Source organism: Actinoallomurus acaciae, from assembly GCF_042429965.1.
Lineage (GTDB): Bacteria > Actinomycetota > Actinomycetes > Streptosporangiales > Streptosporangiaceae > Actinoallomurus > Actinoallomurus acaciae.
On record NZ_JBHLZP010000174.1, the window covers coordinates 1 to 21,044 of the forward strand.

General features: G+C 71.3%; 17 protein-coding genes and 1 pseudogene. 15 read left to right on the forward strand and 3 right to left on the reverse strand.

Annotated features, from left to right (window positions below):
- From ACFFNX_RS22880 to ACFFNX_RS22930, 11 genes and pseudogenes are all read left to right on the forward strand, one after another.
- Positions 1-319 (forward strand): annotated as a pseudogene (locus ACFFNX_RS22880) (hypothetical protein); the annotation flags it as partial.
- 180 nt (positions 320-499) lie between these two features.
- Positions 500-1,864 (forward strand): NtaA/DmoA family FMN-dependent monooxygenase, encoded by a 1,365-nt coding sequence (locus ACFFNX_RS22885; protein WP_378205746.1) that lies wholly within the window; start codon positions 500-502, stop codon positions 1,862-1,864.
- Positions 1,861-3,060, forward strand: coding sequence for an LLM class flavin-dependent oxidoreductase (locus ACFFNX_RS22890; RefSeq protein ID WP_378205750.1), 1,200 nt, complete (start codon positions 1,861-1,863; stop codon positions 3,058-3,060). The genes ACFFNX_RS22885 and ACFFNX_RS22890 overlap by 4 nt, the downstream gene beginning before the upstream one ends.
- Complete coding sequence (locus ACFFNX_RS22895) at positions 3,057-4,115, forward strand: LLM class flavin-dependent oxidoreductase (RefSeq protein WP_378205753.1); 1,059 nt, start codon at positions 3,057-3,059, stop codon at positions 4,113-4,115. The genes ACFFNX_RS22890 and ACFFNX_RS22895 overlap by 4 nt, the downstream gene beginning before the upstream one ends.
- 2 nt (positions 4,116-4,117) lie before the next feature.
- Complete coding sequence (locus ACFFNX_RS22900; protein WP_378205756.1) at positions 4,118-5,239, forward strand: LLM class flavin-dependent oxidoreductase; 1,122 nt, start codon at positions 4,118-4,120, stop codon at positions 5,237-5,239.
- 93 nt (positions 5,240-5,332) lie between these two features.
- Positions 5,333-5,911: a flavin reductase family protein gene (locus ACFFNX_RS22905; protein WP_378205759.1), complete on the forward strand. Its 579-nt coding sequence runs from the start codon at positions 5,333-5,335 to the stop codon at positions 5,909-5,911.
- A complete protein-coding gene (locus ACFFNX_RS22910) occupies positions 5,835-7,433 on the forward strand; it encodes an ABC transporter substrate-binding protein (RefSeq protein WP_378205761.1) in 1,599 nt (532 codons plus the stop codon). Before ACFFNX_RS22905 ends, ACFFNX_RS22910 begins: the two co-directional genes overlap by 77 nt.
- Positions 7,434-7,436: 3 nt before the next feature.
- Positions 7,437-8,396: an ABC transporter permease gene (locus ACFFNX_RS22915; RefSeq protein ID WP_378205764.1), complete on the forward strand. Its 960-nt coding sequence runs from the start codon at positions 7,437-7,439 to the stop codon at positions 8,394-8,396.
- A complete protein-coding gene (locus ACFFNX_RS22920; RefSeq protein ID WP_378205767.1) occupies positions 8,393-9,301 on the forward strand; it encodes an ABC transporter permease in 909 nt (302 codons plus the stop codon). Before ACFFNX_RS22915 ends, ACFFNX_RS22920 begins: the two co-directional genes overlap by 4 nt.
- Entirely contained in the window at positions 9,298-10,956 is a 1,659-nt protein-coding gene (locus ACFFNX_RS22925; RefSeq protein WP_378205770.1) for a dipeptide ABC transporter ATP-binding protein, read from the forward strand. Before ACFFNX_RS22920 ends, ACFFNX_RS22925 begins: the two co-directional genes overlap by 4 nt.
- Positions 10,953-11,963, forward strand: coding sequence for an LLM class flavin-dependent oxidoreductase (locus tag ACFFNX_RS22930; RefSeq protein ID WP_378205773.1), 1,011 nt, complete (start codon positions 10,953-10,955; stop codon positions 11,961-11,963). The genes ACFFNX_RS22925 and ACFFNX_RS22930 overlap by 4 nt, the downstream gene beginning before the upstream one ends.
- On the opposite strand, the gene ACFFNX_RS22935 is transcribed toward ACFFNX_RS22930, so the two are convergent.
- Complete coding sequence (locus tag ACFFNX_RS22935) at positions 11,953-12,942, reverse strand: glutathione S-transferase C-terminal domain-containing protein (protein ID WP_378205776.1); 990 nt, start codon at positions 12,940-12,942, stop codon at positions 11,953-11,955. The genes ACFFNX_RS22930 and ACFFNX_RS22935 overlap by 11 nt on opposite strands.
- Positions 12,943-13,122: 180 nt before the next feature.
- Between ACFFNX_RS22935 and ACFFNX_RS22940 the strand changes: the two genes are divergently transcribed.
- Positions 13,123-14,187, forward strand: coding sequence for a glucose-1-phosphate thymidylyltransferase (locus tag ACFFNX_RS22940; protein ID WP_378205779.1), 1,065 nt, complete (start codon positions 13,123-13,125; stop codon positions 14,185-14,187).
- Positions 14,184-15,182, forward strand: coding sequence for a dTDP-glucose 4,6-dehydratase (gene rfbB / locus ACFFNX_RS22945; RefSeq protein WP_378205782.1), 999 nt, complete (start codon positions 14,184-14,186; stop codon positions 15,180-15,182). The genes ACFFNX_RS22940 and rfbB overlap by 4 nt, the downstream gene beginning before the upstream one ends.
- Here the strand turns inward: rfbB and ACFFNX_RS22950 are convergent.
- A complete protein-coding gene (locus ACFFNX_RS22950) occupies positions 15,103-16,134 on the reverse strand; it encodes a Gfo/Idh/MocA family protein (RefSeq protein WP_378205785.1) in 1,032 nt (343 codons plus the stop codon). The genes rfbB and ACFFNX_RS22950 overlap by 80 nt on opposite strands.
- A 194-nt stretch (positions 16,135-16,328) precedes the next feature.
- Here ACFFNX_RS22950 and ACFFNX_RS22955 point away from each other — a divergent pair, with 194 nt between their 5' ends.
- Entirely contained in the window at positions 16,329-17,774 is a 1,446-nt protein-coding gene (locus tag ACFFNX_RS22955; RefSeq protein WP_378205788.1) for an NDP-hexose 2,3-dehydratase family protein, read from the forward strand.
- A gap of 3 nt (positions 17,775-17,777) precedes the next feature.
- Here the strand turns inward: ACFFNX_RS22955 and ACFFNX_RS22960 are convergent, their stop codons facing one another.
- A complete protein-coding gene (locus ACFFNX_RS22960) occupies positions 17,778-19,643 on the reverse strand; it encodes a multicopper oxidase family protein (protein WP_378205791.1) in 1,866 nt (621 codons plus the stop codon).
- A 252-nt stretch (positions 19,644-19,895) separates the two neighbouring features.
- Here ACFFNX_RS22960 and ACFFNX_RS22965 point away from each other — a divergent pair.
- Positions 19,896-21,044: AAA family ATPase (locus ACFFNX_RS22965; protein ID WP_378205794.1), on the forward strand; the 1,149-nt coding region annotated here is incomplete at its 3' end.

Here is a 21,044-nt window from a genome sequence, read left to right on the forward strand (position 1 = left end):
CGATGCCGCGATCAACCGGGCGTGGGCGGCCGGGCGGGAAGGCACCGGCACCACCGCCCTGCCGCCGCCCGAGCCGCTGACGGTGGCGGCCGTCGAGGTCGCCCAGGCCCAGTTCTTCGCCGCCGAGTCGGCGCTGAAGGCGGCCGAACTGCTCTTCGACGTCGGCGGCGGCTCGGCGGTCGCGAGCCGCCACAACCTGGACCGGCACTGGCGCAACGCTCGCACGGTGGCCAATCACAATCCGCGCTCGTGGAAGGCGGGTGTGATCGGCGCCTACCGGCTCACCGGCGCCGAACCCCCGACGAACGGGCTGTTCTGACGACCACCGTGACGTGACCGGCGGCGGGACGGTCTCGGGTCCGCTCCTCCTGAGCCCCAGCGACGCACCCCAAGGCGGACAAGACGGACATCGAGGCATTGACGACCTAACTAACTTTTCCTACCTTTTTGATCAGGTACTACTCGCGTCCTGGGCGCTCACGACAGGGAGAAGCTATCGATGGCGCGCAAGCAGGTGCACCTCGCGGCGCACTTTCCCGGTGTCAACAACACCACGGTCTGGTCGGACCCACGGTCCAGGAGTCAGATCTCGTTCGACTCCTTCGTTCATCTGGCGCAGACGGCCGAGCGGGGGAAGTTCGACTTCTTCTTCCTGGCCGAGGGGCTCCGGCTGCGGGAGGTCAAGGGACGGATCCACGACCTGGACGTCGTCGGGCGGCCGGAGTCGCTGACCGTCCTGTCCGCTCTCGCCGCGGTCACGTCCCACCTCGGCCTGGCGGCCACGGTCAACTCCACCTTCAACGAACCGTACGAGGTGGCTCGCCGCCTCGCGGCCCTGGACCACCTGAGCGGCGGCCGGGCGGCCTGGAACGTCGTGACCAGCTTCGACGCCTTCACCGGAGAGAACTTCCGGCGTGGCGGATACCTCGATGAGGCCGACCGGTACACGCGCGCGGCCGAGTTCCTGCAGACCGCCCGGGAGCTGTGGGACTCCTGGCGGCCGGACGCCGTCGTCGCCGATCCCGTACGGGGGGAGTTCGTGCGGCCCGGAGGCATCGAGACCTTCCACCACGACGGGCGGCACATCGGCATCTCCGGGCGGTTCAACGTGCCGCGCGGGCCGCAGGGGCACCCCGTCATCATCCAGGCCGGCGACTCCGAGCAGGGCCGGGAGTTCGCCGCGTCCTCCGCCGACGTGATCTTCAGCCGGCACAGCAGGCTGGAGGACGGCCGGGCGTTCTACAAGGACGTCAAGGCGCGGCTCACCAAGTACGGGCGCCGGCCCGACGACCTGAAGATCCTGCCCGCCGTCACGTATGTGCTCGGGGACACCGAGGCGGAGGCGGCCGAGCGCGCGGCGGAGATCCGGCGGGCGCAGGTCAGCCCGCAGAACGCCATCGTCTTCCTGGAGGCGACCTGGGGGCGGGACCTGTCGCACGTCGATCCGGACGGACCGCTCCCCGACATCGAGCCCGATCTCGGCGAGGGCGTCTCCAAGGGGAGGGCGCAGTTCCGCGGTGACCGCGGTGCCACGGTCCGGCAGTGGCGGGAGCTGGCCCGGCAGAAGGGCCTCACCGTGCGGGAGCTGGTCATCGAGGTGACCGGGCGGCAGACCTTCGTCGGCACCGCGCGGTCGGTCGCCGACCAGATCGATGAGTTCGTCCAGACGGACGCCGCCGACGGGTTCATCTTCGTGCCGCACCTGACGCCCGCGGGGCTCGACGACCTGGTCGACCAGGTCGTCCCGCTGCTGCAGGAGAAGGGCGTCTTCCGCACCGACTACACCGGCTCCACGCTCCGCGACCACCTCGGCCTCGGCGCCCCCCGTACGCCGCACGCCCCCTCGGGCCAGGAGGATTCATGACCGAACTGCATCTCGCGGTGGCGCTGGACGGGGCCGGCTGGCATCCGGCGGCCTGGCGTTCGCCGGACGCGCGGCCGGGTGAGCTGTTCACCGCCGGGTACTGGGCCGACCTGGTCGCCGAGGCCGAGCGCGGCCGCATCGACTTCGTCACCTTCGAGGACTCCCTCGGGCCGCAGTCCTCCCGGCTCGACGGGCCGGACGGGCGTACCGACCAGGTCCGCGGCCGGCTCGACGCCGTGTTGCTGGCGGCCCGGCTCGCGCCGCTGACCGCACGCATCGGGCTGGTGCCGACGACGAGCACCACGCACACCGAGCCGTTCCACGTCGCGATCGGGATCGCCACGCTCGACCATGTCAGCGGCGGCCGGGCGGGCTGGCGGCCGCAGATCTCCGGCCGGGCGAGCGACGCGCGCAACTTCGGCCGCCGGGAGTTCCCCGAGCTCACGGGCGACCCGTGGAACGATCCCGTCTTCGCCGAGCACGTACGCGGCCTGTTCGCCGAGGCGTCCGACGCAGTGGAGGTCGTCCGGCGGCTGTGGGACAGCTGGGAGGACGACGCCGAGATCCGCGACGTCGCCACCGGCCGGTTCGTCGACCGCGGCAAGCTGCACTACATCGACTTCGAAGGCCCGTTCTTCAGCGTCAAGGGCCCGTCGATCACGCCACGGCCGCCCCAGGGCCAGCCTCTGATCACCGCCCTCGCCCACGACGTACTGCCGTACGAGTTCGCGGCGGGTGGAGCGGACGTGGTGTACGTGACGCCGCACGACCGCGCGGGGACGGCCACGATCATCGGGCAGGTCCGCGCCGCCGAGACGGCCGCGGGCCGGACCGGCGCACCGCTGAAGATCTTCGCCGACCTCGTCGTCTTCCTCGACGATGGCACGGGCATCGCCGAGGCGCGGAGGGGACGGCTCGACGACCTGGACGGCGCGCCGTACACCTCCGACGCCTTCGTCTTCACCGGTACGCCCGCCGACCTGGCGGACCTGCTCCTCGACTGGCGCGCGGAGGGGCTGGACGGCTTCCGGCTGCGGCCCGGAGCGCTCCCGCACGACCTGACCGGGATCGTGCAGGGGCTGGTCCCGGAACTGCGTCGGCGCGGGGTGTTCCGCCACGAGTACGAGGCGGGCACCCTGCGCGGCCGCCTCGGCCTCCCCCGGCCGGCCAACCGGTACGCGGAGGCGACGCGTTGAAGTTCCTGGCGATCACTCTCATCGTGCACGCCCCCGACCCGGTCACAGGGGAACGGAAGCCGACCACCGAACGGCTGCGCGAGGTGGTCGACAACGCGGTACTCGCCGAGGAGCTCGGGTTCGACGGCTTCGGGGTGGGAGAGCGGCACGAGCGGCCGTTCATCTCCTCCTCCCCGCCGGTGGTGCTGAGCCACATCGCGGCGCGGACCTCGGTCATCCGGCTCTTCACCGCCGTGACCACGCTCAGCCTGCTCGACCCCGTACGCGCCTATGAGGACTACGCCACCCTGGACCACCTCTCCGGCGGGCGCCTCGAGCTGATGATCGGGAAGGGGAACGGCGCGGCGCAGGCGAAGCTGTTCCACGTCACCGCCGAGGACCAGTGGGACCGCAACCGCGAGGCGTACGAGCTGTTCCGCCGCCTGTGGCGGGAGGACAAGTTCACCTGGTCCGGCCGGTTCCGGCCGTCGCTCACCGACGCGGAGACCTGGCCGCGCCCGCTCCAGCGGCCGATCCGGATCTGGCACGGCAGCGCCACGAGCAAGGAGTCGGTCGACCTCGCGGCCCGGTGGGGCGACCCGCTCTTCTCGGCGAACGTCACCAACCCGATCGAGCCGTACGCCGAGCTGGTCGACCACTACCGGGAACGCTGGGCGCACTACGGCCACGACCCGAAGGACGTCCTCATCGGGGCGGGCAGCGCCGGCTACTACGCGACGAAGCGGTCCCAGGACGCCCTGGACACCTACCGGCCGATCTTCGAGGCGCGGCTGGAGACGTTCCGGCGGTACGGCGCCGAGCCGGTGTTCCACTCGATCGAGGACGCCGTCGAGCGCGGCTCGATCCTCGTCGGCAGCCCCGAACAGATCATCGACAAGGTGCACCGGTACCACGAGCGGTTCGGTCACGAGGTCATGCACATCCAGGCGGACGGCGACGGCCTGACCAGCCGGCAGCACCGAGCCTCACTCGAACTCTTCCAGAGCGACATCGCTCCCGTGCTCCGCCGGGAGATTCCCAGCAGGCCGTTCCCCGCAGCCCCGGCCGGAAGGTGACCATGCCCGTACCCCTGTCCATCCTGGATCTCGCACCGGTCGTCGCGGGCGGTACGGTCCGCGACGCGTTGCGCGACACGATCGACCTGGCCCGGCAGGCCGAGGAGGCCGGCTACCACCGATACTGGCTGGCCGAGCACCATCTCGCCCCCGGAGTGGCCAGCTCGGCCCCTGCCGTGCTCATCGGCCTGGTGGCGGCCGCCACCGAACGCATCCGGGTAGGGTCGGGCGCCGTCCAGCTGGGCCACCAGACGCCCCTGGCGGTCGTGGAGCAGTTCGGCACCCTCGACGCGCTGCACCCCGGCCGGATCGACCTCGGCCTGGGCCGCTCCGGACAGCGGCGCACCGAGATGGCCCGCGCGGCGAGCGCACCACCACCGCCCATACGGGAGGCGCGCGTCGTCGACGGCCTCCTCATCCCACCGCCGTTCTCCTTCGCCTCGCTCGCGAAGTCACCGCTCCTGGCTTTGACGGCCGCGCTGTTGCAACAGCCCGGCGCGCGGTCACCGGACTTCGCCGACCAGGTGGACGAGATCGCCGCCCTGCTGGCCGGGAAGTACCGGTCGCCCGAGGGGCATGAGGCCCACGCCATCCCCGGAGAGGGCGCGGACCCGCAGCTGTGGATCCTCGGCAGCAGCGGCGGGCAGAGCGCCCAGGTCGCCGCGGAACGCGGCCTGCCGTTCGCCGCGAACTACCACGTCAGCCCGGCCACCGTACTGGAGGCGGTGAACGCCTACCGCGAGGCCTTCAAGCCGTCGGCGACGCTGGCCGAGCCGTACGTCCTCGTGTCGGCCGACGTCGTCGTCGCGCCGGACGACGAGACGGCCCGGCGGCTCGCCTCGCCGTACGGGCTGTGGGTGCGCAGTATCCGCCAGGGCCTGCGGGCCATCCCCTTCCCGAGCCCGGAGGAGGCCGCGGCGCACGACTGGAGCGAGGAGGACCGGGCGCTGGTCGCGGACCGCGTCGACACGCAGTTCGCCGGCTCGCCCCGGACGGTCGCCGAACGCCTGCGGGTACTGCGACGGGTCACCGGTGCGGACGAACTGATCGTCACCACCATCACCCACGACCATGCCGACCGGGTTCGCTCGTTCCGGCTGCTCGCCGAGGAATGGTACGCGTGACGACACGGCGAGACCGGGCGCCGGAGCACGGGGCATGACCGAGCGAGGCGAGAGACACGGCCCTGTGGTCACCCCTCCGGCGCAGGAGGTCCCATGACCGCGATCGAGGTCGAGTTGCGTCGCGTCTACGGCGCCTATCCGACCGGCGTCACGGTGGTGGCGGGCCTCGCCCGGGGCGGGCCGGCGGGGATCGCCGCGAGTTCCTTCGTCCCGGTGTCCCTGCGTCCACCGCTCGTGTCGGTGTGCGTGGCACACACCTCGACGACCTGGCCGGCGCTGCGCGACCTGCCGCGCATCGGGATCAGTGTGCTCGGCGCCCACCAAGAGGACGTCGGGCGGCGGCTCGGCGCGCGCGGCGGCGACCGCTTCGCCGGCGTCGCCTGGCGTTCGACCCCGGACGGCTGCGTGCTCATCGAAGATGCCGCCGCGTGGTTCGACTGCACGATCGAGCAGCAGTTCCGGTCCGGTGACCACGACATCGTGGTGTTCCGCGTGCTCTGGACGCCTCCCCCGACATCGCCCCGCTGGTCTTCCACGCCAGCGGTTACCGCCGGCTGCGGTAGGAACCGCGCTGACCGAGAAGGAGTTTTCTCCCGTGAGAGGAACCACAGGAGTGGCCGCCGCCGTACTGGTGGCGGTCGCCGCGACGTCGGCCGGGTGCGGTTCCGGTGACGGCGGCGCCTCGGCGTCCGGTCCCCCGCGGTCCGGCGGCACGCTGACCTTCGCGGTGGGCTCCGACGCGGGCTGCGTCGACCCCCAGCAGGTCGGCAGCAACGACACCGTCTACTCCGTCCGGCAGCTCGTCGACTCGCTCACCGACCAGGATCCGTCGACCGGGAAGATCGTGCCCTGGCTGGCGCAGAGCTGGAAGGTCAGCTCGGACGCCCGGACGTTCACGTTCCGCCTGAGGCCCGGGGTGACGTTCAGCGACGGCACCCCGCTGAACGCGTCGGTGGTCAAGGCGAACTTCGACGCGATCCCCAAGCTGGGCCCGCTCGGCATCCTGGCGGAGGGCTACCTCAGCGGGTACGCCGGCACGACCGTCGTCGACGACCTCACCGCCAAGGTGGCCTTCGAGCAGCCGAACGCCCAGTTCCTTCAGGCCACGGCCACCCACTCGCTCGGCCTCGTGGCCGGGTCCAGCACCCGGAAGACGCCGCAGCAGCGCTGCAGCCAGGGCGTCGTCGGGTCGGGCCCGTTCACGCTGGCCCGGTACGCGCAGAACCAGGAGATCGCGCTGACCAGGCGCAAGGGGTACGCCTGGGGCTCGTCGCTGTGGAAGAAACAGGGCGAGGCGTACCTCGACCGGGTCGTGTTCAAGGTCCTCCCGGAGTCGGGCGTCCGGACCGGCGGCCTGCAGTCGGGCCAGGTCGACGCGATCGGCAGTGTGGGGCGCGCCGACGAAGCCGCTCTCAAGGCCGCAGGCGTCCGGCTGCTCGCCCGCGCGAACCCCGGGATCGTCTTCGGCCTCAGTCCCAACAACGCGCGTTCGCCGCTGAACGACGAGAAGGTCCGCCAGGCGATCAGCCTGGCGATCGACCGCGCCCAGGTCGCCGACACCGTCTTCCCCTCCGGAACCCGGCCCGCGACCAGCCTCCTGGCCCACACGACACCGGGCTACACCGACCTCGGGCCGCTGCTCGCTCACGACCCGGCGAAGGCCACGGCGCTGCTGGAGAACGACGGCTGGAAGACCGGCGCCGACGGCATCCGGCAGAAGAACGGCGCGAAGCTGCACCTGACCGCCACCTGGTTCGCGAACGCGGCCACCAACCAGCCCGCGCTCGAACTGGTCCAGCAACAGCTCAAGGCGGTCGGCGTCCAGCTCGATCTCAAGCAACTGCCGATCGCCCAGCTCGTCCAGGTCCAGCAGAGCGGCGACTTCGACCTGCTCTGGGGCAACATCACCCGCGCCGACCCGGACATCCTGCGCACCTGGTTCTCCACGAGCCTGGCGAACTTCTACCACCTGCCCAAGACGGGGCTCGACGGGCTCCTGAACGAGGAGGCCGCCGCGGCCGACGCCGCCAAGCGGAGCTCCGTCGTCGCGCGGGCACAGCAGGACATCGTCCGGCATAACTACACCGTCCCGGTCGTGGAGCTACAGACCGAACTCGGAGCGGCGAAGAAGGTCCACGACCTGAACTTCGACGCGTCGAGCCGCATCCAGCTGCACGACACCTGGATCGGATAGACGATGCGCCGTTACGTGATCAGGCGCGTCGCGCAGGCGATCGGCGTGCTCTGGGCGGCCTACACGGTGTCGTTCCTCGTGCTCGACTACCTTCCCGGCGACCCGGTCTCCGCGATGGCCGGTCAGGGCGCCGACCAGGGGACGGCGGACGCCGCGCAGCTCGCCCGGCTCAAGGCGGAGTACGGGTTCGACAAGCCCGTGCTGGTCCAGTACGCCGACTACCTCGGCAAGGCGGTGCGCGGCGACTTCGGCGACTCGGTGGCCACCGGCCGACCGGTCACCTCGACCATCGCCGACGCGCTCCCGCAAACACTCGAGCTGGCCGGTGCGGCGCTGCTGCTCGCGGTGATCTTCGGCGGCGGGCTGGCGCTGCTGGCGACCTACACCTCGCTGCGGTGGCTGCGCCACGCGTTGCTGTCGCTGCCACCGCTCGGGGTGTCCGTCCCGACCTTCTGGGTGGGGTTGATGCTGGTGGAGCTGCTCTCGTTCCGTGCCCGGCTGCTCCCCGCGTTCGGCAACGACGGGGTGCGGGGGCTGGTTCTGCCGGCCGTCACGCTCGCGGTCGTGAGCGGTTCGATGATCGCCCAGGTGCTGTCCAAGAGCCTGTTCACCGCGCTGAACGAGCCGTACGTGCAGACGGCCTGGGCCAAGGGCGCCGGGCGGGCCCGCGTCCACCTGGGGCACGCGCTGCGCAACGCCTCGCTGCCCGCGCTGACGGTCCTCGGGGTGCTCGTCGGGCAGCTCATGGCCAACTCCGTCGTCGTGGAGACCGTCTTCTCACGCAACGGCCTGGGCCGGATCACCGCGAGCGCCGTGTCCACGCAGGACCTCCCCGTCGTGCAAGGCGTCATCGTGTTCGGATCGCTGGTGTTCGTGGCCGTGAACCTGGCCGTCGACCTGGTCTATCCCCTGCTCGACCCACGGATCGTCATGGCCGGCAACAGCCGCTGGAGACTGACATGACACTCGACGAGCGTTTCGTGGCCGAGGTCGCCCAGGGCGTGCCCATCGGCCCGGGCGGCGGCGAGTGGACCGCCCACCGCCGGTTCGGCCTCGCGCGCCTGGGACGGTTCCTCCTGCGTCGTCCGGGACTGCTCCTGTCGGTCCTCATGGTCGCGGCAGTACTCGCGGCGGCCTTCGCGCCCGGCCTGTTCACCTCTCGCGATCCCCTCGCCGGGACACCGTCGCAGGCGTTCCACCCGCCCGGCGCCGCGCACTGGTTCGGCACCGACGAACTCGGCCGCGACCTGTACGCCCGGGTCGTGCACGGCGCCGCGCTGTCGTTGAAGGCGACGCTCATCGCGGTGGCGGTCGCCTTCGTCGTCGGCGGGCTGATCGGCCTGCTCGCCGGGTTCGTCGGCCGATGGGTCGAGGACGTGCTGATGCGCTTCGTCGACGTGCTGCTGTCCATCCCCGCGCTGTTCCTGTCGCTGGCGCTGGTCACCGCGCTCGGCTACGGCACGGTGAAGGTGGCGGTCGCCGTCGGGGTGGCGAGCGTGGCCACGTTCGCCCGGGTGATGCGCGCCGAGGTGCTGCGAACACGTCAGGCCGTGTTCGTCGAGGCCGCCCGCTCCTGCGGCGTGCGCTGGTACGACGTGCTGGCCCGGCACGTGCTACCGAACGCCATCGGGCCGGTGCTGGTGCTGGCCGCGCTGGACTTCGGCACGGCGGTCCTCGCGGTGTCCGCGCTGAGCTTCCTCGGGTACGGCGCGGCGCCACCGGCACCGGAGTGGGGCACGCTCATCGCCGACGGCCGCAACTACCTGGCGAACGCCTGGTGGATCACCGCGCTGCCGGGGCTGACCATCGCGGCGACGGTCCTGGCCGCCAACCGGATCGCCCGCGCGCTGGACGGGGAGGCGCGATGACCGGATCGCCGCTGCTCGAGGTGCGCGGCCTCACCGTCTCCTACCGGACCCGCGCCGGCCGGCTCACCGCCGTGCGCGACGTCGACCTGGACGTACGTCCGGGCGAGATCGTCGCGCTCGTCGGCGAGTCGGGCTCGGGCAAGAGCACCACCGCACACGCCGTCCCCCGGCTGCTCGCCGGCAACGCCGTCATCGACGCCGGTCGGGTCCTCTTCGCCGGCCGGGACCTCACCACGCTCTCCGACCGCGGCCTGCGCGCCGTGCGCGGGGCGGAGATCGGCCTGGTGCCCCAGGACCCGGCGGTGTCGCTCAACCCGGTCAAGCGCGTCGGCGAGCAGGTGGCCGAGGTGCTACGGCTGCACGGCCTGGCCACACGCCGCACGGCACCGCTCGACGCGGTCGACGTGCTGGAGCGGGCGGGCCTGCCCGACCCGCAGGTACGCGCCCGGCAGTATCCGCACGAGCTGTCCGGCGGGATGCGGCAGCGCGCGCTGATCGCGATCGCCATCGCGGCCTCGCCCCGGCTCATCGTCGCCGACGAGCCGACCAGCGCCCTCGACGTCACCGTGCAGCACCGGATCCTCGACCATCTGGAGCACCTGACCGGTGAGCTGGGCAGCGCGGTGCTCCTCATCACCCACGACCTCGGCGTGGCCGCCGACCGGGCCCGGCGCATCGTCGTGATGTCGCGTGGCCGGGTCGTGGAGGCGGGCCCGGCCCGGCAGATCCTCGACGATCCCCAGGACGCCTACACGCGGCGGCTGCTGCGGAGCGCGCCGAGCCTCACCGTGACCCGGGCGCCGCGCCTGCCGGCGGCCCCCGCTCCGGACCAGACCCCGCTGGTCGCCGCCGAGCACCTCGTCAAGGAGTTCCCGCTGCCGCACACGCGGGACACCGCGCGTACGGTACGGGCCGTCGACGACGTCAGCCTCACCCTGCACCGCGGCCGGACACTCGGGCTGGTCGGCGAATCGGGATCGGGGAAGTCCACCACGGCGCGGCTGATTCTCCGGCTCGTGGAACCCTCCTCGGGACGGATCGTGTTCGACGGCGAGGACGTCACCACCGCACGCGGCGCGGCGCTGCGGCGGCTGCGGCGCCGCGCCCAACTCGTCTACCAGAACCCCTACGCCTCGCTGGACCCGCGGTTCTCCATCGGCGAAGTGATCACCGAGCCACTGCGGGCGTTCCGTGTCGGCGACCGCGCCTCTCGCACCGCCCTCGCGCGCGAACTCCTCGACCGCGTCGCGCTGCCCGCCTCGACACTCGGCCGCCGGCCCGCCGAGCTGTCCGGCGGGCAACGGCAGCGGGTCGCCGTCGCCCGCGCACTCGCGCTCGAACCCGACCTGGTCGTCTGCGACGAACCCGTGTCGGCGCTGGACGTGTCCGTGCAGGCCCAGGTGCTGGAGCTGCTCGCCGAGTTGCAGGCCGACATCGGCGTGGCCTACCTGTTCATCTCCCACGACCTGGCCGTCGTACGACAGATCGCCCACCGGGTGGCGGTGCTGAAGGACGGGCGAGTCGTCGAGACGGGCACCGCCGAAGAGATCTTCGGCGCCCCCACCCATCCCCACACCCGCGAGCTGCTCGCCGCCATCCCCGGCCGGCGGGCCACGGGAGGAGCCGGCATGACCGTCGCGGGAGCCGACACATGACCCGGATCCGCTCGCTGTCCTTTCTCACGCCCGGCAACTATCCGGACGACGACCCGTACGAAGGGCTCGAGGCGACGCTGCGGCTGTTCGAGTACGGCGAACGCGAGGGCTTCGACGGCGCCTGGATCCGGCAGCGGCACCTGGAGCACGGCGTCTCATCGGCGGCGGTGTTCCTCGCCGCCGCGAGCCAGCGAACGCGGCACATCGAGCTGGGCACCGCGGTGATCCCGATCGGGTACGAGAACCCCTTCCGGCTGGCCGAGGACCTCACGACCGTCGACGTACTCTCACGCGGCCGGCTGCAACCGGGCTTCAGCACCGGGATGCCGCACGCCGACCTGCTGGGCGATCTGGTGCACGACGGCGACTGGCATTCCTACGACCTGTCGTACGGCCGGATCGGCCGGCTGCTCTCGAACCTGCGCGGGGCGTACCTCGGCGGCCCGGACACCGTCATCCACTCGCCGGGCAACGTGCAGCGGCCACGGCTGCAGCCGCAGAGCCCGAGGCTGCTCGACCGGGTCTGGTACGGCGGAGGCAGCCTGCGTTCGATCCGCTGGGCCGCCGGGCAGGGGCTGAACCTGCTGACCGGCAACGTCGTGCAGGGCGAGGGCACCGACGACTTCGTCACCGCGCAGCTCGAACTGATCAGGGAGTACCGCCGTCTCCTGCCCGCCGGCCGGCCGGGCCGGATCGCGCTCGGACGGGTCGTCGTTCCACTCGACGGCGCCGATCCGGCCACCCGGGCGCGCTATCGCGAGTACGCGCTCAGCCGCCGCGAACGCACCCTCACGCCGCAGGGTGAGCGGCGGATCCTGTTCGCCCCGGACCTGGTCGGCACCGCCCAGGAGATCGTCGAACGCCTGCACGCCGACCGCGCCGTGGCCGAAGTGTCCGAGCTCAGGCTGGAGTTGCCGTACGAGTTCGACGAACACGACTACGAGCAGATCCTCCACGACGTCCGTACGCTGATCGCCCCCGAGCTGGGCCGGCCGGTCAGGAGGTGAGGCGGTCGCGGTCGTGCGGCTCGTCCCAGTCGGCTCGGTGGGGTTCGACCTCGATGCGGGTCACGGCCGGGTCCAGGAACGGCGGCCCGAGGTGGGAGAACGCGCTGAAGTCGGTGGTGTCGCGGAAGGCGGGGCGTGAGTAGAGGTCGCGGGCGTAGGGCCACAGATTCGGGAAGTCGGTCAGCCGGCGTTCGCTGATCTTGGCGAACGGGTTGTAGGTCAGGTCGAAGCGGGCCAGCGTCACCCACAGCCGGACGTCCGACTCGGTGATCGTGTCGCCGAACAGGAACCGCCGGGTGGACAGCCGCTCGTCCAGCCGCTCCAGCGCGGAGATCACGCGGGCGCGCAGTTCGGCGTAGGCCTCGTTCGAGGCCGCGCCGGCGACCCGGTAGTTGCCGTCGTTGAAGTTGACATAGATGTACTCGTTGAGCTCATCGATCTCCTCGCGCAACTCGACGGGGTAGAGGTGGACGTCCGGGTCGCCGAACGCCTCGAACTGCGTCCCCAGATCGATGGTGATGTCGAAGAAGTTGTTGCTCGCGATCCTGCCGGTCTTCCGGTCCCAGAGCACCGGGACGGACACGTGGCCGGCGTAACCGGGCTCGGTCGCCTCGTACGCCTCCCGCAGGAACCGGAAGCCGTTGACGGGATCGGCTCCGCGCTTCTCCCGGAAGGCCCAGCCCCGCCCGTCCCGTTCGTCGTCGACGTAGGAGAGGGAGACGACGTCCTGCAGACCCTTCAGGATGCGGACGATGGCGGAGCGGTGCGCCCAGGGGCAACGATGCGAGACGTAGAGGTGGTAGCGGTCCGGCTCGGCCCGGTAACCGCTCGATCCGTCGGCGGTGATGCGCCCCTGGAACGGGTAGCGAGGCCGATTCCAGCCGCCGTTCTCCACCTTGAGCGCGGTGGCCCCGTAGACACCGTGTTCGTCGAGGTCCACGGGATCGGCGTAAACGGGGGTGCCGGTCGACGTTGTCATCAGTCCGTCTCCAAGGAGTTCCGGGGGATCCACGAGGGGGGCGGTCGTAGCGAATCACCGACGCGAACAACCAGTCAACTATCTCTACTATTTAAATAGGGATTACGGTGCGACCTCTAGGGGTTCCGGAGGGAATGACAGGGGAATCGCGGGACGGATCCCCGCCCGACCATGGGAATCATGAAAGCCCTGGTCCTTTCGGGTGGGTCTGGAACACGGCTGCGCCCCATCACGCACACGTCCGCCAAGCAGCTGGTGCCCGTCGGGAACAAGCCGGTCCTCTTCTACGGGCTGGAGGCCATCGCCGAGGCGGGCATCACCGAGGTCGGCATCGTGGTCGGGGAGACCGCCGCCGAGATCCGGCGGGCCGTCGGCGACGGTTCGGGGTTCGGCCTGCGTGTCACCTACCTCCAGCAGGAGGCCCCGCTCGGTCTGGCGCACGGCGTCCTCATCGCGCGGGACTTCCTCGGCGAGGACGACTTTCTGCTCTTTCTCGGCGACAACTTCATCGTCGGCGGCATCACCGACGTCGTGTCCGGCTTCCGTACGGACCCGTGCGACGCCCGGCTGCTGCTCACCGAGGTACCGGACCCGAGCCGCTTCGGCGTCGCCGAACTGGGGCCCGACGGGCAGATCGTCGGCATCGAGGAGAAGCCGAACCGGCCCAAGAGCGACCTGGCACTGGTCGGGGTGTATCTTTTCGGCTCCGCGATCCACCACGCCGTCCGCGCGATCACACCCTCGCCGCGAGGCGAACTGGAGATCAGCGACGCCATCCAGTGGCTCCTGGACGAGGGCCTGGACGTTCGCTCGACGACGATCACGGGATACTGGAAGGACACCGGTGACGTCGACGACATGCTGGAGGCCAACCGCACCGTCCTGGAAGGCCTCGAGCACAAGGTCGAGGGCGACGTCGACGCCGGCACCGAGATCATCGGCCGGGTGCGCATCGCGCCCGGCGCGATCGTGAAGGCGTCGCGCATCGTGGGCCCGGCGATCATCGGTGCCGACGCCCGGATCGTCGGTTCCTACGTCGGCCCGTTCACCTCCATCGCCGAGGGCGTCCGCCTCGAGGACAGCGAGATCGAGTACTCCATCGTGCTCGGCGGTTCCTCCATCCAGGGTGTGCGGCCCATCGAGGCCTCCCTGGTCGGCCGGGCCGTCGAGGTGACCCCCGCCTCACGCACACGCGCCGCCCACCGCCTCGTACTCGGCGACTACAGCAGGGTCCGGATCTCATGACGAAAGTGCTGGTCACGGGCGGTGCGGGGTTCATCGGCTCCCATTACGTCCGCAGCGTCCTCGGCCCCGAGGGCCCGGGCGACGTGTCGGTCACCGTGCTCGACGCACTCACGTATGCGGGCAACCGGGCCAACCTGGCCGCGGTCGACGGCCGCCCGGACTTCCGGTTCGTGCACGGCGACATCTGCGATCCCCACCTCGTCGGCGGGCTGGTCGCCGAGCACGACCACGTGGTGCACTTCGCCGCGGAGTCCCACGTGGACCGGTCGATCGAGGCGGCGGCGGAGTTCGTGCGCACCAACGTCCTCGGCACGGGCACGCTGCTGGACGCGGCGCTCCGCTCGGATCTGCGAACCTTCGTCCACGTGTCCACCGACGAGGTGTACGGATCGGTGGAGGAGGGGCACTCACCGGAGACCGCGCCGCTGAGACCCAGCTCCCCCTACGCGGCGTCCAAGGCCGCCGGCGACCTGCTCGCGCTGTCCTACCACCGCACTCACGGCCTGGACGTACGGGTGACGCGCTGCTCCAACAACTACGGGCCGTACCACCACCCGGAGAAGATCATCCCGCTGTTCGTGACCAACCTGCTGGAGGGCCGCCGCGTTCCGTTGTACGGCGACGGCCTGCACGTCCGGGACTGGCTGCACGTCGACGACCACGCGCGCGCCGTCGAACTGGTGCGCACCAAGGGCGCGCCCGGCGAGATCTACAACATCGGCGGCGGGACGCACCTGACCAACAGGGAGCTCACCGAGCTCCTGCTGACGGCGACCGGGGCCGACCGGGGCAGTGTCGAGCACGTCCCCGACCGCAAGGGCCACGACCTGCGCTACGCGGTCGACGACAGCAAGATCCGTGCCGAGCTCGGCTACGAGGCGAGGACCGGTTTCGCCTCCGGGCTCGCCGCGACCGTCACCTGGTACCGCGAGAACCGCCAATGGTGGGAACCGCTGGTGCGGCCTGCCCGCCCGGGCCCAGGGCGCGGCGCCTGACCTGGTCCACCAGCCGCGCCTGTTCCAGCACGGTCTCGCCCTCCAGGACGGAGGGGACGCCGTCGCGGACCCGGTTCACGAAGGCCGCGACCGCGCCGGCGAAGTGGTCCTCGGCGGGAAGCGTCAGTTCTTCGACGTGATCCTGGCGCTCGATCCGGACGACGGGGCGGTGCGCCGCCGAGGGTGTGAAGGCCCAGGCCACCTCGATCCGCCCGGAGCTCCCCCACAGCGCGTACCGCGAACGGTAGGAGCGCTCCGCGCCCCACGTCAGGTGGGCGGTCTCGCCGCCCGGTGCGACCAGCAACGCCGCCCCGGCCACGTCCACGCCCCGGGCCTCGTCGGCCTGAAGGTGGGCGCCGCGCACCTCCAGGCCGGCTCCCAGATAGAGGAGTGCGGTACGCAGCGGATAGACCCCGACCTCGGTCAGCACCCCTCCCCCGAGCTCGGGCCGGTAGATGTTGCGGCCGTCGGCCATCGGCGGGAACGCGAACTCGGCGACGAGCGTGCGCAGTTCGCCGATGGCGCCCTGTGCCACCAGATCGCGGACCCGGGCGTGCTGGGAGTGGCACAGGAACATGAAGTTCTCCAGCAGCGCCAGCCCACGTGACGCGGCGAGCGCGACCAGCCTCTCGGTGTCCTCGGCGGACGCCGTCAGCGGCTTCTCCGCCAGCACGTGACGGCCGGACCTCAGCGCTCGCCCGACCCAGTCGGCGTGAAGCCTCACGGGGAGCGGCACGTACACCGCGTCGACGTCGGCGCGCTCCAGCAGCGCCGCGTAACCGGTCACCGGCTCCCCGCCGAACCGTTCGGCGAAGCGCCGTGCCTTGCCCGGATCGCGGCCGGCGATCGCCGTCAGCCGTACGTCCGGATGGGCGGTCAACGCCGGAAGCGTGCGCCGCCAGGCGATGTCCGCACAGCCCATGACGCCGATTCTCAGCGGTTCAGAATTCACGGACACGGCCTCCATTCAAAAGGGCAAATCGCGACGAGGCTAGGCCGGGCGGCCACGCACATCCCCCCTGACGTGCCGCCCTCCGCCCCGAAGGCCACCCCCAGCACACCCCCTGACCACCGGCCGCCGGCACCGCGGAACATCTCCGGGCCTGCATATTGGAGTCCTTGGCCAGAGCATTTCGAGGAGGACCGATGTCGGGGATCCGCACGGCGTCGACGACCGGTCACCGAAGGGCCGTACGGATCGCCGAATCGGCGCAGGCGGCCGAGGGCGTCATCACCCTCGCGCGGTTCCACGACTGGTTCGCCGACCGCCGCCGCGGCGACGTCTCCCGAGTGGAGCGGAAGCCGCTGGTCGAGCTGGACCGCTGGAGCACCGATCCGGCCACCGGCGACATCCGCCACGACAGCGGCCGGTTCTTCACCGTGACGGGTCTGTCGGCCGAGGTCGCCGGTGCGGCGGTTCCCGCGTGGACGCAGCCGATACTCCTGCAGCCCGAGATCGGCATCCTGGGCATCCTCGCCAAGGAGATCGACGGGGTGCTGCACTTCCTCATGCAGGCCAAGAACGAGCCCGGCAACCCGGACGGCGTGGAGATCTCCCCCACCGTGCAGGCGACACGCAGCAACTACATGCGCGTGCACCAGGGCGATCCGGTCCCCTACCTCGACTACTTCCGCGACACGCGCCGGCACCACGTGGTCGCCGACGTGCTCCAGTCGGAGCAGGGCGCGTGGTTCTTCCGCAAGCGCAACCGCAACATCATCGTCGAGACGACCGACGAGGTGGAGCCGCTGGAGGGCTTCGTCTGGCTCACCCTCGGCCAGCTCCACCGGCTGCTGGCGGGCGACACGGTGGTCAACATGGACGCGCGCACGGTGCTGTCGTGCCTGCCGTTCTCGGGCGTGGGGCTGTCGTCGTCCTATCCGTTCCACAACCAGGAGTTCCGGCAGTCCGTGCTGCGTTCGTACAGCGAGGAGTTCGCCGGGCTGCACGACATCGGCGACATCCTGAGCTGGATCACCGAGACCCGGAGCAGACACGAGGTGCTGGCGCACCGCGTGCCGCTGCGCGAGGCCGAACTCTGGCATCGGAACGACGAGACGATCGAGCACGAGTCCGGGCTGTTCTTCCGGGTCATCGGAGTCAGCGTGGAGAGCGGGCACCGTGAGGTCGCGCGGTGGAACCAGCCGTTGCTGGAGCCGATCGGGATCGGTATCAACGCGTTCCTGGTCAAGCGGGTGGACGGCGTGCTGCACGCACTGGTCCACGCCGGCGTCCAGCCCGGTTACCTCGACGTCCTCGAACTCGGACCGACCGTGCGGTGCACGCCGGGCAACTACGGCTGGCTGCCCGAAGCCGCACGGCCGCCCTTCCTGGACGACGTGCTGACCGCGCCGCCCGAGCGGATCCGGTTCGCGAGCCTGCTGTCGGAGGAGGGCGGCCGGTTCTACAACGCCCGCAACCGCTACATGATCATCGAGACGGACGCCGACCACACGCCCGACCCGGGGCCCGACTACCGATGGCTGACCCTCCACCAGCTCGTCGGGCTCCTGCGGCACAGCCACTACGTGGGCGTCGAGGCGCGCAGCCTGGTCGCCTGCCTGCACAGCCTGGCGAGCCGGCCCGGCTGAGGTTCACCCGTGGTGGTGACCGCCGTGCGCTGTCCGGCCGCCGCCCGGTGCCCTGGTCGCCATCGTGGCCTGGACCGTCTTCGGCGCCACGACGAACGGCCTCATCATGCCGTGGTCCTCGTGCTCGAGGATGTGGCAGTGGTACACGTAGTTCCCCGTGCCCCCGTGGAACCGCCCCGCGACCGACACGTGGTCGTGCTCGTCGATGCGGATCGTGTCCTTCCAGCCCTGCTCGTCCGGTCCCAGCCCCTTCGGAGCGCTGTAGGTCGCGGTGTAGGTGAAGACGTCGCCGGCCGCGTCGGAGGTGACGGCGACGGTGTAGGTGTCGCGGGCCAGCGCCTGGAACGACAGCAGGTGGATGTGGGTCGGGTGGTTGGGGCCCACCAGGTTGACGAAGTTCCAGATCTCCCACCCGTCGAGGTCGACGTGGAAGGTCACCGCCTCGTCGAAGGTGCTCGCCACCTTCCGGTACGAGGTGGTCTCGCCGTCTTTGACGATCTTGACGATGCGGTCGCCCTGCTGCGGCACGTAGTCGGCGGAGGTCTTCGCCAGCTCCCACATCTCGGGATGGCCGCTCGTGGTGCCGTCGTGGGTGGCGCTCGCGACGTACCGTTCGGCGTGGCCGGCCGGGACCTTGTCGAGGGTCAGTCGCGTGAATGAGGGTGACAACGTGCCGGGAGGCGTGAAGGGGTCGGTCACGGTCGTTCCGGCGACCCGGAACTGGAGGATCTCGGGGCCGAGCGGCGACGTGGCGGTGTCGGTGTTGACCAGCTGGAGCCGCGCCCCCGCGAACGCGGCGAAGTCGATCAGGAGGTCGGCGCGTTCCGCGGGGGACAAGGTGATCTGGTCCTGCCGGGCGGGGGCGCCGAGCAGTCCCTGCTCGGTACCGATCTGGACGAACGCGCCCGGCACCGGTGAGCTGGTGCCGTCGGCGTTCTCCTTGCGCAACTGCAGCGTGTAGGTGCGCGCGTTGGCGCCGTTGAGCACGCGGAACCGGTACCAGCGCGGCTCGACGTTCAGGTACGGCCAGATGGCCCCGTTCGCGAGGTTGTAGGGGCCGGCGAACGGGAGGGAGACCCGCTGCCCCCCGGCGTCGTAGTAACCGACCTTGTGCAGCATCCGCCCGGTGAAGGCTCCGGCGTCGTCGATGTCGAGGTTACGGTCGGCGATGACCAGGGGGATCTCATGCGGGCCGGACGGCAGCCGGAGCGCGTCCTCCTCCTCGTCGCGCACGAGGTACAGACCCGCCAGGCCGGCGAACACGTTGTAGGCCGTGATGTCCATCGCGTGGTCGTGGTACCACAGCGTCGCCGCACGCTGGGCGTTCGCGTACTCGGTGGCCTGGCCCTGTCCGAAGGAGATCCCGTTCTTGGGCCAGCCGTCGCTGTCGCCGCTGACCTCACCACCGTGCAGGTGGGTGACCACCCAGGGCGCCAGCGCGGCGACGTCGGGAAGCGGGTCGGCGCCGCCGCGACCGGGGCTGAGGATCGAGTCGAGCCCGGTGAAGGGGACCTCGACGGCGGTCGCCGGAAAGGCGCTCTCGATCCGGTTGAGCCAGCTCACCCTGATGCGCTGGCCGCGCCGGACGTCGATGACCGGGCCGGGGAAGCCGCCCTCAAAGGTCCAGGCGGGCGTCGCGGGCAGCTGGGAGTGCAGCTTCACCGTGGCGGCCTGCTGCCGGATGGTCAGCGTGGTGTCGGGCTTCAGCACCTTCGGGATGGGCAGCGGATCGGCGAACTTGGTGAGCCCGGTGGGAGCCTTCCGGAAGACCCGGGACGCGGTCGCGAACGCGGCCAGGTTCGCTTGGACGGTGGCGGCCACGCCGATACCGACGGCCGATCCGGCGATGAACTGACGGCGACTGGGCATGTGAGGACTCCTCTGCGAACAGGGGGCGGCGGAGCCGATCCTTCGCTCGCGGTGAAACCGAGCTCAATCGCGAAGCCGAAAGTCAGGGGTTCCCACGGCGAGTCCTCGGGTTTACCGGGTTCTCGACAGTGGAAGACCAGGCACGTCACGGGTAAACCGCGGGCGCGCCGACCGGCGTCGGCCGCCCGGCCCGGGCGGCCGATAGGTGCGCGATTGCCGGGCAGTGGGCGGCGATCTTCAATCATCGAAGCCGTGGTCGCACTGGTCGAACGAGAAGAACAGACTCTGCAACTCGACGCCCTGCTCCGGGACTGCCTGGCGGGCCGCGGCCGGGTCGCGCTCCTCGAGGGGCCGATCGGCACCGGCCGGACCGCGCTCTTGCGCAGCGCCGCCGAACGCGCCGAACGATCCGGATTCCGGTGCCTGCGTGCCTCCTGCTCCCCCGCTGAACAGGCCCTCCCCTACGGTGTCGCCGGGCAGCTCCTGCGCGGCGTGCCGCGGCGGGACGGTCCGGACGACCCGACCGGCCGTCTTCTGAACGACATCGCCACGGCGAACGACCCGGACGCCGACCCCGCGTCGCCGCCGACCGTACGGACGCACCACGAGCTGTCACTGGTCCTGCTGGGGATCGCCGAACGCGAGCCGCTTCTGATCACCGTGGACGACCTTCGCTACGCGGATGTTCCGTCCCTGCACTTCCTGCTCCACCTGGTCCGGCGGCTGGGTACGGCGCGCGTGCTGGTCGTCCTCGCGGATGAGGCGAGGCCCCGGCCACGGCAGCTGATGTTCCTGGCCGAGCTGTTCCGCCGGCCGGAACTGCACCGCCTGCGGCTCGGCCCGCTGTCTCGTGCGGGAACCGCCCGTGCGGCGACCGGGCTGCTGGCTTCGCAGCCGGACCCGCGGCTGGATCTGTACGCGGTCAGCGGCGGCAATCCGCTCCTCCTGGACGCGTTGGCCGAGGACGTCCGCGTCGCCGGAGGCCCACGCGTGGAGGGGTACGGATTGGCGCTCCTGGGCTGCCTGCACCGGGGCGACGCCGCGACACCGGCGGTGGCGCGGGCTCTGGCCATCATGGGCCAGGAGGCCGAGGCGACCGAGCTGGGGCGGCTCGTCTCGCTCACCCCCGAGGAGGCCGGGCGCGCCCTCGGCGCGCTCAACGCGGCCGAGGTCCTCGACCAGGGCCGCTTCCGGCATCCGGTGGCGCGGACCGCGGTCCTGGACGACCTCGCCCCGGCGGAACGGTCCGAACTGCACCGCCGCGCCGCCCGACTGCTGCATGAAGAGGGTGCCCCCGCCGCCCGGGTGGCGGGACACCTCGTCGACGCCGACCACGCCCAGGAGCCGTGGGCACCGGCCGTGCTCTCCGAGGCCGCCGAGCACGCGCTGCTCGACGACCGG